Source organism: Saccharothrix obliqua (genome assembly GCF_019375475.1).
Classification (GTDB): Bacteria; Actinomycetota; Actinomycetes; order Mycobacteriales; family Pseudonocardiaceae; genus Actinosynnema; species Actinosynnema obliqua.
In genome coordinates, this window is record NZ_JAHXGQ010000006.1 from 425,892 (window position 1) to 438,442 (window position 12,551).

Consider the following 12,551-nt stretch of genomic DNA (forward strand, 5'->3'; position numbering starts at 1 on the left):
TCGGCCTTCCGCCGGTGGTCAGACCGCCGATTCGCGGCTTCGAGTTGTCCACACCCCCCTGAGTTGTCCACAAGTTGATCAAGTGAGGTTGTGGCCTTGCTCACCACTCGGGACCGTGGTCACCACCCGCTGTGAACAACCCGAGGAGTGACTGTGAACCGACTGCCCGCGCTGGTGACCGGGACGGAACTGCTGGACGAGGTGCTGGAGGCCGCCGCCGTGGCCGGCTGCGAGGTCGAGCGCGTGCCCGACGTGCCCGCGCTGCGCCGCCGGTGGCGCGGCGCGCCGGCCGTGCTGCTCGACGCGGACGCCGTCGTGGCGTGCGCCCGGGAAGCGCTGCCGCGCCGCACCGACGTGCTCGTCGTGACCACCGGTCCGCCGGACCCGGACGTGTGGTCCGCCGCCGTCGAGCAGGGCGTGGAGGAGGTGGTCGACGTGTCGGCCGGCCGGCTCCACGAAGCCCTGTCCGACCTGGTGGAGTCACCACCGGGCGGTGGACGGGTGTTGTCCGTGGTCGGTGGCTGCGGCGGCGCGGGCGCCACCGTGCTGGCCACCGCCGTGGGGCAGGCCGTGCTGTCCGGTGGCGGACGCGGCCTGCTGGTCGACTGCGACCCGCTGGGCGGCGGGCTGGACCTGGCGCTCGGCGCGGAGCGGGAAACCGGGAAGCGCTGGTCGGACCTGGCGCTCAGCGGCGGCCGGGTGCCCGTGGCGGAGCTGCGCTCGGCCCTGCCCGGCCGGGCACGCGGCGGCGGCAGGCTCGCGTTCCTCTCCTGCGCCCGCACCGGGCCCGGACCGACGCCGGAGGCGGTGGCGGCCGTCGTCGAGGCCGGTCGGCGGGCGGGTGAGACGGTCGTCTGCGACGTGCCCCGGCAGCTCTCACCGGCGGCCGGCGCGGCGTTGGACCGGTCGGACCTGGTCGTGCTCGTCGTCCCGGCGCGGGTGCGTGCGTGCGCTGCGGCCAAACGGGTGGTCGAGCAGGTGAAGGCCCGTGGTGTGCCGTTGCACGCCGTGGTGCGAGGACCGTCGCCGACCGGGGTCCACGCCCGTCAGGTGGCGAAGGCCGTCGGCCTGCCCCTGCTCACGGCCATGCGCCCGGAACGCGGCCTGGCCGCCGCGCTCGACCGGGGCAGGCTGCCCGAGCGCGGTCCGCTGGCGACGGCGGCGCGCGAGGTGCTGGCCGTGCTCGGTGCCGGCGGTGGGCCGCGATGACCGAGCTGGTGGAACGCGTCCGGCGGCGGCTGGCGGACGGCGCCGGCGAACTCACCTCCGCCTCGGTCGCCGCCGCCGTGCGCACCGAGGCGGGCGGGGTGGTCAGCCAGGACGACGTGCGGCTGGCGTTGACGGCGTTGCAGCGCGAGTTCGTCGGCGCGGGCGTGCTCGAACCGCTGCTGCGCGACCCCGACAACACCGACGTGCTGGTCACCGCGCCGGACCAGGTGTGGGTGGACGGCGCGGGCGGGCTGCGGCGCACCGGCGTGGCGTTCACCGACGAGCGCGCGGTCCGCCGCCTGGCGCAGCGGCTCGCGGTCGAGGCGGGGCGTCGGCTGGACGACGCGATGCCGTACGTCGACGGCTGGCTGCCCGGGTCTGTGCGGCTGCACGCCGTGCTGCCGCCGATCAGCCCGTCGACGTGCCTGTCCCTGCGCGTCCTGCGCCCGGCCGCGCACGACCTGGCGGCGCTGGAGCGTGGTGGCACGTTCGACCGGGACACGGGCGAGGTGCTGCGGGCTCTCGTCCGGGCGCGGCTGGCGTTCCTGGTGGTCGGCGGCACCGGCTCGGGCAAGACGACCCTGCTCGCGGCGCTGCTCGGCTGCGTGCCGCCGGACCAGCGGATCGTGTGCGTGGAGGATGCCGGCGAGCTTCAGCCGGACCACCCGCAGTTCGTCCGGCTGCTGGCGCGCGGGGCGAACGTGGAGGGCGCGGGCCGGGTCACCCTGCGCGACCTGGTGCGGCAGGCGCTGCGGATGCGGCCGGACCGGATCGTGGTGGGTGAGGTGCGTGGCGCGGAGGTGGTCGACCTCCTGACCGCGTTCAACACCGGCCACGACGGCGGTGCCGGGACGCTGCACGCGAACTCGCCGGCCGAGGTGCCGGCGCGGCTGGAGGCGTTGGCCGCGTTGGGCGGGCTCGACCGGCGTGCGTTGCACAGCCAGTTGGCGGCGGCGGTGAAGGTCGTGCTGCACATGCGCCGGGAGGCGGGTGGCGAGCGGCGGCTGGCCGAGATCGGGGTGTTCGAGCGGCGGCGGGACACGTTGCTGGTGCGGACCGCGTGGCGGCGGGTCGACGGTGGGCAACCCGCGGGCGCGGTGTTGCGGCAGGTGGTGCCGGCGGGTGCGTCATGACCCTGCTGCTGCTCGCCGCGGCGTTGCTGGCCCTGCCGTCGGCTTCGGCGGAGCGCTGGAGGGCGTTGAGCGGCAAGCGTTCGCGTCGTTTCCGGTGGCGACCGCCCGGCCGGTGGGCGGTGGTGTTGGCGGGCGCGGTCCTCGGTGCGGGTGCGGGCGTCGGTGGTGTGGTCGCGGGTGCGTTGGTGGCCGTGACGGCGTGGTCCACGCGGAAGGACCGCCGCGTGGAACGGGAGCGCCTGCGTGCCACGGCGGCGCTCGCCGAAGGGCTGTCGGGGTTCGTCGCCGAGCTGCGCTCCGGCGCGCACCCCGCCCGGGCCGCCGCGAACGCGGCCGAGGACGCGGAGCCCCCGGCGAAGGACGTTTTCCGGGTCATCGCGGCGACATCCGCGCGTGGCGGGAACGTCGAGACCGCCTTGGCCGACCGCGATTCCCGGTCGTTGGGCCGGGCGTGGCGGCTGTCGGGCGAGCACGGCGTGCCGCTGGCGGACGTGCTGGAGGAGGTGCGGCGGGACTTGCGGCGGCGGGTGGCGTTCGCGCAGCGGTTCCACGCCCGCATGGCGGGGCCGCGGTCCAGTGCGGCGGTGTTGGCGGCGTTGCCGGTGTTCGGGGTGCTGCTGGGCGAGTTGACCGGCTCGGGGCCGGCCGGTGTCCTGGCGTCCACCGCGGCGGGGCAGGTGCTGCTGGTCGCCGGGGTGGCGTTGATCTGCGCCGGGTTGCGGTGGAGCGCACGCCTGACCAGGCAGGTGGTCACGTGACGTACCTGCTGCTCGCGGTGTCCCTGCTGCTCTACCCGGCCGGTCGTTCCGTGCTCGCCCGGCTGGGTCCGGTCGGTCGGCCGGCGCCCCGGACCAGGCCACCGCCGGCGGACCCGTTCGCGTTGCCCGCGTCGTGGGACCTGCTGGCGGCCGTGCTGCGGGCCGGGCTGCCCGTGGCGACCGCCGTCCACGCGGTGCTGCCCGGTGTGCCGCCGGGTCCGGCCGAGGGTCTGCGGAAGGTGGGCGACCTGTTGGCGTTGGGCGCGGATCCGGTGGCGGCGTGGGAGGCCGCGCTCGGCCACCCCGACACCGCGCCGTTGGCCCGTGCGGCGAGGCGCAGCGCGCGTTCCGGGGCGGCGTTGGCCGGTGCGGTCGCGGACCTGGCGTCCGACGTCCGGCGCCGTGCCGACGACCAGGCGGAGGCACGGGCCCAGCGGGCGGCCGTGCTGGTGGCGGGGCCGTTGGCCCTGTGCTTCCTGCCCGCGTTCCTGTGCCTGGGCGTCCTGCCGGTCGTGATCGGCCTGGCGGGGCGGGTGAGCACGCAGTGGTGACCACAGTGGACCGTTCCGACGACTCGATGGAGAGAAGATGTTGAACGACAAGGGAATGACGACGATTTTTGTCGTTGCAGTGGCCGTGTCTTGATGCCTTCGTGTCCTGGTTGGAGCCGTGTTCAACGGTGGGCGCAGTGCGTGCGCCCAGTTGGGTCATGTCTCGTTTCCGCACATAACGAGTGACGGACCTCACACGAAGATCCCTACCCTGCCTCCATGTCTTGATCTCTTCCTCCGGGGGTGAGGCCTTGGCTTTGCGCAGTGTCATCACCCGGTTCGGACCACATCGGCGATGAGGGTGTGGCATGTGCACTCGACGGGCGCATGCCTGTTTGCCTGTTCTGTCCACGACGAACGTTTCACTTCACGCGTAAGGCATTCCGTCGCCGAGGAGGGCGACGGGTGATCAACGCCGCAGGTGGGTGCGGTGCACCTCGCACCGCTAGACCGCGTTAGTAGACTTGGTGGCCGGTGTCGAATTAAGTTCGAGGCGGTCAGCCCTCCTTGACATGCACGCTTTCCCGTGCTTTGAAACTGCTGGTGGCGTTGCCAGTCCGTCGTCCTCCTGGGAGTGTTGTGGTGTCCATGGCCCACTTTGGAGGGAAGAACGGCTTGGGCATTGGAGCAGCATCGGCGCGGTAGTGTTGCTTGATACGGTGTCGGCCGGAGAGTTCAGTGAATTCGGGGTGAGCGATTCGAGCGTACTTGTCTGTCTCACAGAACAGGTTCTGCATGTCGATGCGGTGAAGGCGACGGCCACCTAGGTGTGGGAAGTTCAGCCCGAGGCGCTCAAAGTGGTGTTCCTGAGTATCCACCATGTAAGCGATGATGTCGGCTTCGATGCCGGTCGCTGCGGCGCCGAAGCATTTGCGGATTCCGCCTCGTGCACCTGGGCCGGCAACTACGAAGTCGTTCTCGTCGAAGTTGATCGCTACACCGTAGTTGAGGTCAATAGTGAACTGAAAGGCAAGGAAATCGCCAAGCCCGCGGTAGGCGCGGAGCAGGTGGTAGGAACTCTCCATTTGGGTAGCCCGGGCGAGCGCTGCTGGAAGCCCGTCTCGGATCATCGTTTCGAGCAACAGGAGGTGGTCGTGGTGTTTACGAGGACCGCCTAGGCCAGGCGGAGGAATGACGTATGCGGCGGAGTAGAGTCGTTGTCCCTGGGCTGCGGCGCGGTCTAGAACGGAGCGGGCAGCGCTTGGGTGCCACGTCTTCCATGAGATGGGTCCGAGTTCATCTTCCAGCAGCTGCCAGGTGGAGATGCGGTTGAAAAACTTGAACAGCAGGGTGCGAAAGACTGTGTCGACAAGGGCATGGCGGCCAGTCGGCTCTTGACGCCCAGGGTAGGCGACGTGCCCGATCAGGAACTGACTGACGCGATCGGCGGCACGGTAGCAGTTGGTAAACCGGTGCGCGCTGAGGATCGGGTCTCGGGTCCACGGCTGTGGATCATTGCGTGCACGTGCGTAGTACAGGGCCTGCCTTTGGGCAGCGAAACGCCAGTAGGTATCAAACACCGTAGTGGGCCGCAGCACCCTGCCTGCGATCTTCACGGTGCCGATGGGTGCCGCTTGGCCTGGTGAAGCGGAGGGTGGCCGGGCCACACGAGCAGTCTGCGAGGAGAGGACGGCAGGCACCATGCGGTCAACCTAGACTGCGGCACTGCCTACGTGGGGCGGACGCGCTCAAGGGATCTTCGGTATTACTCAGAGCAGGGTGCCCTGAGTGAGCCGGTTGAGGTACGAGGTCACGGTCTTGTGGGCTACATCGACCGTGGCGTACGAGGTGTTCACGACCAGCTCGCCCACGTCCAGTCCACTGTGGTGCGCGACGTACCGTTGGAGCAGGCCCAGCGAGAGGAAGTTGCCGTACCCGCGTTCGATCAGGTACTGGCTACGGTACGTCGCTGTGAGGTGCAGCCGTCCGGAGACTCGTTGGAACGACAGGTGCGACAAGCATGGGAAAGATTGCGGGATCGTGTCTGGGGTTGGGGCGTATACAGGTATGCCTTGAGGCTCTCCGCAGTCCGGCTCGATTGGAGGCTCCAGTCTCGGGTGGGGGACTGTGGAGGTGTTCTCGTAGATCGCCTGGGGCCGGCCTCCCTTCTGGTGGTCGCGGCGCAGCTGGTTGATCAGGCGGTTGAGCTGATCGATGTTGCCGTCGCGTGCCGGGTAGTCGACCAGGCGACCGAAGTAGGTGCCGCGACCGTTGAGCGGGCTTTCCTTACGCAGCGCGGGGTAGAGGGCGCGGTAGCGGGCGGCGAGTTCCACGGGACCGGCTGCGCGGGCGGCCAGGTGGACTGGGAATAGCGTGTTGACCACGGTGTCGATGGGCTGTTTGCCGGTGTCGTGCAGCAGGTCGGCTACCACCGCGCGCGTCGCGTCGTTCTCCGTGCCGGGCTGCGAGATATGGGTGTGCAGCTGAAGTAGTTGTCGCCCGGGAGCGCGGTCGACCATGTCCACCGCGGCGACCCAGGCGGCTCCGGTGTCGGATCCGAACGCGATTCGTGTAGACGTCTGCACGACGTGCTCCTTGTGCCTTGGGCGCCCGCGCGCTCGCTGGGCGAGGTGGTCAGTCGTGTGCCGGTCCGTACATGTCGGCGAGCAAGCGGGCCAACTCTCCGGGTGTCAGATCAGTCAGGTCTGGAACCGTGTTCGCGTCGGCGAGACCGACCACCCGCTGGTCGAAGTGGATCCGAGTCGGACGGTTCCGGAGACAGATGTTCACCGGTGGTGACGTCATCCGGTCCGAGGCCGGCAACACAGTCAGTACAATCCCGCGGGCGGTTTCGGTGACGAGTTCGGCAAGGCCCGCATGCAGGAGGGCGTCGACGGTTCCGTGTTCCGCATCCTGGTGATCCACGATCAGGCGGTCACCCGCCGGGATGGTGAGGTCGTCGAAGCCAGCAAAGTGCGCCAGGCACCAGATGTCGGCACGTGCGGTTGGCGGCACGGTGGGCTCGTCGAGCATCCGCTTGATCTTTCCTGGCGCGACGCGCATCAGCGCCTTTGATACCTCAGGCGACACCAGGCGCGACGTCCCCAACTGGCGGGCGGTGCCGCGGTAGGAGGTGCCCAGAACCAACGACGTTTCGTAGCAGTGGAGGGCAGTCGGAACGGTGCCGCGCGGGCACCCTAACGCCGCCAGTGTTGAGGCGAGAGCGGCTCGCGGCATCAGCAGCCAGGCGGCGAACGCTTCCGCAGAGGTCTCCTCCAGACTGCGTGACGCCCCGTGGCGTGGGGGTGCGACGCCTTCGATGTCGAGGTCGCATCGGGCACCGTGGCCGAGCGAGTGGTGTCCCCACTCGTGTGCGGCTGTGTGTCGCTGGGCAGTGACGTCAAGTCCGGCGTTGAGCCACACGCCGGGAGCGCGCCCAGGTTCGGCGGGCAGATATGCCCCGAAAAGCAACCCATGCTGCCCGAAGACTTGGACGCCGTTGGACTCGATCAGCCCCACGACGTCCGCGCGCTGGTCGGACGCCCATCCGGCGTCGCCGCGTGCCCCTTGTGCGGCGATGTGGGCGATCCGGTGCGCGACCGACCAGCGGCTCATCGGCGGGTCCTGCGTTCGACCCTGGCCGCTACCTCCAACAGCTTGGCGTACTCGACCAGCTTGCGCCGGTCGTCCTCGCTCATCCCGGCTGCGGCGTGCGCGAGGAACCGCACGGCGTGCTCGTCGGGGTCGGCATCGGGGTCCTCATCCAGGAAATACTCAAGCGGCTTACGGTAGATGAACGCCAACTTGCCCAGCTCGAACGAATCGACCTTGCGTTGCCCGCGTTCGATGTCCGACATCGCCGTCCGGGGGATGCCGGTCCGCTCGGACACCAGTTGTTGACTCAACCCCAGGTACTCGCGGCATTCCTTGAGTCTGGAACCCATGCGGCGTTGCGCTTCGTCGCCTCCTTCGGGAAGTGTCGGCAGGCCAGGAGGTCCTTCGTCGGACTGTCCGGTGTCCGGTGCAAGTGGATCAGTCGTCTCGTTCATCGAGACCATCTCCCTCGATTCCCGACAGGGGTCCGTCGTGGTCGGAGCCGTCGCTGGCCTCGTCGAGTTCCAGGCAGACCCGCTCGGCGAACCCCCGCACCGAGCGCATGTCCTGTGCCGTCTGCAACGTCGGCTTCAGCTTCACCCCGAAGCGGGCCCGTACTCGTGTCATCAACTCCACCAACAGGATCGAGTCGTAGGGCAGGTCGGTGCCCGCGGCGGTCAACTCCGCACGCAACTCCTCGACGTTCCGCTGCTCCTCCTCCGCGAGCAGGTCGAGGATGAACGACTCGACCTTGTCGCGGAGCGTGTCCGACGACGCGACCACAGGTTCCCCCTGTCGTGTTTGCCTACACTGTCTGTCCCATGATACGACAGAAGGGTGTCGGATATCCAGACCACCCCAGCCGGATTTTCCGACGTAGCCGTAGGCCCCCGACAGCACGGGCAGGAGCGCCCCATGCAGCTACGCGAGTTTCAGAACCAAGCTCGTACCCTTACCGTTGATCCAGTCGACCCCGACGGGAAGGCGCACCGCAAGGTCGCCCACCTGACCGGTGCCGTCGGCGACCTCGCGCGGGTTGTCCGTCCGCCCCGCGGCGGAGCCGACGCCGGCTGGGAGAAGACCAAGGTCCGCGACGCCCTGGCCGAGATCCTCTTCCGAGCCAGCGCCGTGGCGGACACCTACGGCCTGGACCTCGGCGAGATCGCCGTCGCCAGTCTGACCAACCTCGCCTACCGTGCCGTACCAACTCCGGCCGGATCCTTCTACGACGACGGGTTCCCTGCCTGCGAGCAACTGCCCCGCCACATCTCCTACGAGTTCGTCAGTGACGCGCGCGAAGACGGAGTGGCACGAACCCGAATCCACTTCGACGGCAAGCAGGTAGGGGACCCCCTGACCGACGCGAGTGCCCGCCCGGACGGCTACCGCCTGCACGATGCCTTCCATCTCGCCTACGCCACCCACCTCGGCTGGTCGCCGGTCACCCGCGCCCTGCTCAACCGCAAGCGACGGAGCAACCCAGCCGTCGACGAAAGCGAAGACGGCGGACGTGCCATCGTCGTGGAGGAAGCCGCCTCCGCGATGGTGTTCAGCCACGCGCCGGCCAACGACTACTTCCGCACCGACGTCGACCCGGTCCTGCTCGACAACCTTGCGCTCCTGGCAGGTACCCAGGAAGTCGCCACCCGCCGACCCGCCGATTGGCGTCGGGCCATACTCGACGGCTACGCCATGTGGCACAAGCTCCGCGAACACGACGGCCACGGCATCGTCCACGCCGACTTGCTCGCCCGCACCATGGCCTTCCAGCCCACAATGGCACCCAAACTGGTCATCGCCAGGGCCGGGTGAGACCCCACGCTCGCCAAGACTCACGTCACGCCTCCCGATCGCCGTCGGGAGGCACCGTTTGCGACGACCGAACGGGATTCACCCTTTCCGGTCGCGGCCCAGGTTGGTGCCCGTCCCTGAGCGAAGCAACGCCTGAGCGCCTACCACGATGCCCGCCGACTATGTGATGAACATGTCGGGACTCCGGACCTCCATGCCAGCGGTCAGTCGCGGGCCATGCGAGGCCGGACGCCGGGCGCTGCGAGCAGGTGGGACACCTAAGCGACCAGGCCGGCTGCGAGCAGCATTGCCCTGAGCATCCTGCCATCGAGATCCGGTGAGTTACGGGTTGCCCGGCCACCGTGCACAGCACTCCTGCGGCCTGAACCTACGCAGGGTGAAGTTCGGAATCGGCTCGCGACGAGCTTCACCTGAACGGTTGGCGCCCGCCCCGTCTCCGGCGCTCGCAGCGCGCAGCCGGTACTGCTGATCACCACCGGGCTTGGGCAGCCTGCCCGGGACGGGGACGTGAAGGAGGCGGTCGTGTCGGGTGGTCGGTGGCGGACGCTGCTCCGCGCGGTGGTGGTGTGCGCGGCGGTCGGGCTGGTGGTGGGGGCGGTCGCGCCGGGTGTCGCGTCCGCGCGGGAGGCGGGGTCGGGTTCGCCGCGGGTGGTGGCGGGGGTGCCGTTGCGGGACGCGGTGGTCGCGTTGCCGGTCGCGGAGGAGTCCCGTGAGGGGTACTCGCGGGACAAGTTCAAACACTGGGTGGACGCGGATGGGAACGGGTGCAGCACGCGTGCGGAGGTGTTGCTGGTCGAGGCGGTGGACGCGCCGGTGCGGACCGGCCGCTGCACCCTGGCCGGGGGTCGCTGGTACAGCTCCTACGACGACGTCTACGTGGACGGCCCGTCGGGGTTGGACATCGATCACATGGTGCCGTTGGCCGAGGCGTGGGACAGCGGGGCCCACGAGTGGACGCCGCAGCGCCGCGAGAACTACGCCAACGACCTGGACGAGCCGTTGGCGCTGATCGCGGTCACCGCGACCACGAACCGGTCCAAGGGTGACCAGGACCCGCAGAGCTGGTTGCCGCCGTACGCGCCGGCGCACTGCGGCTACCTGCTGGCCTGGGTGACGACGAAGGTCCGTTGGGGGTTGTCGGTGGACCAGGCCGAGCGTGACCGGCTCGTGGACCTGGCTGCCGGGTGCCCCAACGTGCCTGTCACCGCCACCATCGTCTGACCGACCGGCGCGCATCGTCCGCGCGACCTCCGCTTGGCCGGTGGCGGGACCGTCCATCCGATCGGAAAGAGAACCCCGGTCCCCCTCGCGCGGGGCCGGGGGATCCGTGGTGCGGCGTGCCGCGTGTCATCGACCGAGTGCGACCGCTTCGCGTTGCAGTGTCGTCGCCGCCGGGCTCGGGCCGCGGAAGGGTAGGTACGGTGATCTGCACAAGAGCGGTGTTGCTCCGAACGGCTTTTCGGGGTCGCCCTCCAGAGGGCTCATCGCGCGGCAGCGCATCGACGCGCTGATCCTGCTAAGACGGGGGAGGAGTTCGGCTGCGGCGCGCGTTGACCGTCCGCTGTGGGCCTCTGCGGCACTCGAGTCACGGTCCGCTTGTCTCGGGGCACGCCTGCTCGGCGACCAGTGCCGCCAAAATGTCAGTCGACCGCTGGCCGTGGTTAAGACGGGAGTATGGGTTGGTTCCTCGTCCTGGCGATCCGGCGGACTGCGAACCCCATCGCTTCGGCTTCGAGTAGCCACGACTCCGCTTCGGCACCGAGCCGGTCTCCCCAGAAGGCCAGCCACCGCCAGAAGTCGTCAAGTCCTTGAGTCATCGTCTCCGCCGTTGTGATCTGGTGCAGCGCTGGCCACAGCGCCTCCGGGACATCGTGTTCGGTGACTGGAGGACGGAACCCAAACAGTGGCAGACGAAGACGTGCGCCCTCGTACACCTGTGTCACCAGAACCAGGACCCTGATGCGGGCGCGGTCGACAGCCGTCCAGTGCGTGGGGGAGGCATTGAGCTGGATGGGCTCACCCGTGCAGGGATCGTTGTCCCACTCACGCGGCAACGCCCATCGGCAGTAACGATCATGTTCTGGGTGTTCGATGAACCACACTCGATCCAGTTCCTGAGCGCGGTCGGCCGCCAGACGGGCTTTCTTCGGCAGCTTGGACCTTATTGCCCGACCGCTGTCTGTGACCATGCAGCAGAGTCAAGCGCCTCTGTTGCCCACACGCTCGGCCTGTTTGGCTGTTTCGCCCGAACGAGCAGGCACCAGACACCGTGAGGCATCGGACCGGTCGAGCTTGGTCGGCGACAGGTTTTGGCGGCCGAGTCTCCGGCCGTTGGGATGAGGTGGTCCCGAGCCGGCAGCGGGGTTACGGAGATCGGGCCTGTGGCTGGAACGCGCGTTGCACCGACGGTTCGCCGCCCGCCATTGCAACGGTGCGAGGTTCGGCTTCCAGGGCCTCAGTCCGGTGACGGCGGTTATCTGCAGCTCATTCGATGGTGCCTGTGGTGTAGTCCGCGTCTTCCAGTCCTATATGGAGGCCCATTGTGGTGGTTCTCGCGGTGAAGGTTGGCGGTCACCGACGCCAGCGCGTCGCTCTTGTCCTGCAGTTCGATAGCCGTCCGGCTCATCTCGGCCAACCGGAGTCGGCCGTCCGTGCCGCGTGGATTGCGAAGACGGGCACCGTGGTACGCGCAGGACGTCCTCGCCGGACGCCTGCACCGGAGCGTGGCCCGGCAGGTCGGAGGACTTGTCGTCGTACACCTGTGATCACCCTCAAAACCGGTGGCACCGGAAGGACATCCACCAGCCTTACGAGCGATGTTGTCGGAGATCCTTGTTGGATTCGGAAGATCGTTGTGCCTGGTCAACCACGCTCCTACAAGATCATCCCGTACCGGATGGACGGTCGTGGGCCATGAGTGCCGGCGTGGCTCGTTGGTAGGGTTCCGGCCACGGTGTTCGGCTCCGTGTTCGAGCCGGTCTCCTGCTGCACGCGGCGTCACCCCCGGCACGGATCCGGCCGGGGGCGAAGGACCCCCCAAGGTCCACTCCGGCCGAGGAGGGCAGGACGACCACTCGTTGAACGAGGAACAGAACGCCCAGGGTCGGCCATCACGGTGGTGGTCCCGAGCACGAGCAGCCCAGACGTTTGATCACCTGGCGGTCGGTCTGGAAGCGGCGACTCTCACGGGTCCCGTCCTGACCGACGGAAGCCCGGTGATCTACGTGATCACCGGGCTCCTCGGTCTCGGTCTCCACCTCGCGGCCAAGCGACTGCACCAGCGGTAGACGACCCGACGCCGGCGGCCGGGAGGCTCACGGGGTGCCGCCCGTGGTCCAGCTTCTCGGCCGTTGGCGTTCCGGCGGAAGTTCACCCGTCCGGGTGTACTGCCGGCCATGCGGCAAAACTAACGTCTGCCGCCCCAAAACTCCACCTGACCTGAGACGGGCGACACGGACGTGACCTTCACGCGAGCGTCCTGACGTGCGAAAACGCTGCCCGTCTCGCGTTGCAACATCCGCCCGATCGTTGGATCCGGTACTGCCAGATCGCGA

12 protein-coding genes are annotated in these 12,551 nt (G+C 69.0%); 6 read left to right on the forward strand and 6 right to left on the reverse strand.

Going from position 1 to position 12,551, the window contains the following annotated elements:
- Positions 1 to 153: 153 nt before the first annotated feature.
- Genes ssd through KZQ38_RS21635 form a run of 4 tightly spaced genes read left to right on the forward strand, consistent with a single transcriptional unit; the run spans position 154 to position 3,651 of the window.
- The gene (gene ssd / locus KZQ38_RS21620) at positions 154 to 1,209 is read left to right on the forward strand and encodes a septum site-determining protein Ssd (RefSeq protein WP_219443938.1); all 1,056 of its coding nucleotides are present in this window, start codon (positions 154 to 156) and stop codon (positions 1,207 to 1,209) included.
- A complete protein-coding gene (locus KZQ38_RS21625) occupies positions 1,206 to 2,342 on the forward strand; it encodes a TadA family conjugal transfer-associated ATPase (protein ID WP_219443939.1) in 1,137 nt (378 codons plus the stop codon). Before ssd ends, KZQ38_RS21625 begins: the two co-directional genes overlap by 4 nt.
- The gene (locus KZQ38_RS21630) at positions 2,339 to 3,100 is read left to right on the forward strand and encodes a type II secretion system F family protein (RefSeq protein ID WP_219443940.1); all 762 of its coding nucleotides are present in this window, start codon (positions 2,339 to 2,341) and stop codon (positions 3,098 to 3,100) included. Before KZQ38_RS21625 ends, KZQ38_RS21630 begins: the two co-directional genes overlap by 4 nt.
- Positions 3,097 to 3,651 (forward strand): type II secretion system F family protein, encoded by a 555-nt coding sequence (locus KZQ38_RS21635; protein ID WP_219443941.1) that lies wholly within the window; start codon positions 3,097 to 3,099, stop codon positions 3,649 to 3,651. The genes KZQ38_RS21630 and KZQ38_RS21635 overlap by 4 nt, the downstream gene beginning before the upstream one ends.
- Before the next feature lie 497 nt (positions 3,652 to 4,148).
- Here KZQ38_RS21635 and KZQ38_RS21640 read toward each other — a convergent pair whose 3' ends face one another.
- The 5 genes from KZQ38_RS21640 to KZQ38_RS21660 all read right to left on the reverse strand — a co-directional run bounded on the left by KZQ38_RS21640 (position 4,149) and on the right by KZQ38_RS21660 (position 7,968).
- On the reverse strand, positions 4,149 to 5,207 hold the full coding sequence (locus KZQ38_RS21640; protein WP_219443942.1) for a nucleotide kinase domain-containing protein: 1,059 nt from the start codon (positions 5,205 to 5,207) through the stop codon (positions 4,149 to 4,151).
- A 153-nt stretch (positions 5,208 to 5,360) separates the two neighbouring features.
- Positions 5,361 to 6,176: a thymidylate synthase family protein gene (locus KZQ38_RS21645; RefSeq protein ID WP_219443943.1), complete on the reverse strand. Its 816-nt coding sequence runs from the start codon at positions 6,174 to 6,176 to the stop codon at positions 5,361 to 5,363.
- A gap of 49 nt (positions 6,177 to 6,225) precedes the next feature.
- Complete coding sequence (locus KZQ38_RS21650) at positions 6,226 to 7,206, reverse strand: ImmA/IrrE family metallo-endopeptidase (RefSeq protein WP_219443944.1); 981 nt, start codon at positions 7,204 to 7,206, stop codon at positions 6,226 to 6,228.
- Positions 7,203 to 7,640 (reverse strand): helix-turn-helix domain-containing protein, encoded by a 438-nt coding sequence (locus KZQ38_RS21655; RefSeq protein ID WP_219443945.1) that lies wholly within the window; start codon positions 7,638 to 7,640, stop codon positions 7,203 to 7,205. Before KZQ38_RS21655 ends, KZQ38_RS21650 begins: the two co-directional genes overlap by 4 nt.
- Positions 7,624 to 7,968: an acyl carrier protein gene (locus KZQ38_RS21660; RefSeq protein WP_219443946.1), complete on the reverse strand. Its 345-nt coding sequence runs from the start codon at positions 7,966 to 7,968 to the stop codon at positions 7,624 to 7,626. Before KZQ38_RS21660 ends, KZQ38_RS21655 begins: the two co-directional genes overlap by 17 nt.
- A 132-nt stretch (positions 7,969 to 8,100) precedes the next feature.
- Between KZQ38_RS21660 and KZQ38_RS21665 the strand changes: the two genes are divergently transcribed.
- Both KZQ38_RS21665 and KZQ38_RS37195 read left to right on the forward strand, forming a co-directional pair.
- On the forward strand, positions 8,101 to 8,997 hold the full coding sequence (locus KZQ38_RS21665; RefSeq protein WP_219443947.1) for a MazG C-terminal domain-containing protein: 897 nt from the start codon (positions 8,101 to 8,103) through the stop codon (positions 8,995 to 8,997).
- A gap of 507 nt (positions 8,998 to 9,504) precedes the next feature.
- Positions 9,505 to 10,218, forward strand: a complete 714-nt coding sequence (locus KZQ38_RS37195) for an HNH endonuclease family protein (RefSeq protein ID WP_219443948.1) — start codon at positions 9,505 to 9,507, stop codon at positions 10,216 to 10,218.
- A 440-nt stretch (positions 10,219 to 10,658) separates the two neighbouring features.
- Here KZQ38_RS37195 and KZQ38_RS21675 read toward each other — a convergent pair whose 3' ends face one another.
- Complete coding sequence (locus KZQ38_RS21675; RefSeq protein WP_219443949.1) at positions 10,659 to 11,186, reverse strand: hypothetical protein; 528 nt, start codon at positions 11,184 to 11,186, stop codon at positions 10,659 to 10,661.
- Positions 11,187 to 12,551: the final 1,365 nt, after the last annotated feature.

Bases quoted from the DNA above. Each gene is read 5' to 3' on its own strand.
- KZQ38_RS21625 (WP_219443939.1), top strand. From the start codon at position 1,206: ATGACCGAGCTGGTGGAACGCGTCCGGCGGCGGCTGGCGGACGGCGCC.
- KZQ38_RS21630 (WP_219443940.1), top strand. From the start codon at position 2,339: ATGACCCTGCTGCTGCTCGCCGCGGCGTTGCTGGCCCTGCCGTCGGCT.
- KZQ38_RS21650 (WP_219443944.1), bottom strand. From the start codon at position 7,206: ATGAGCCGCTGGTCGGTCGCGCACCGGATCGCCCACATCGCCGCACAA.
- KZQ38_RS21655 (WP_219443945.1), bottom strand. From the start codon at position 7,640: ATGAACGAGACGACTGATCCACTTGCACCGGACACCGGACAGTCCGAC.
- KZQ38_RS21665 (WP_219443947.1), top strand. From the start codon at position 8,101: ATGCAGCTACGCGAGTTTCAGAACCAAGCTCGTACCCTTACCGTTGAT.
- KZQ38_RS21675 (WP_219443949.1), bottom strand. From the start codon at position 11,186: ATGGTCACAGACAGCGGTCGGGCAATAAGGTCCAAGCTGCCGAAGAAA.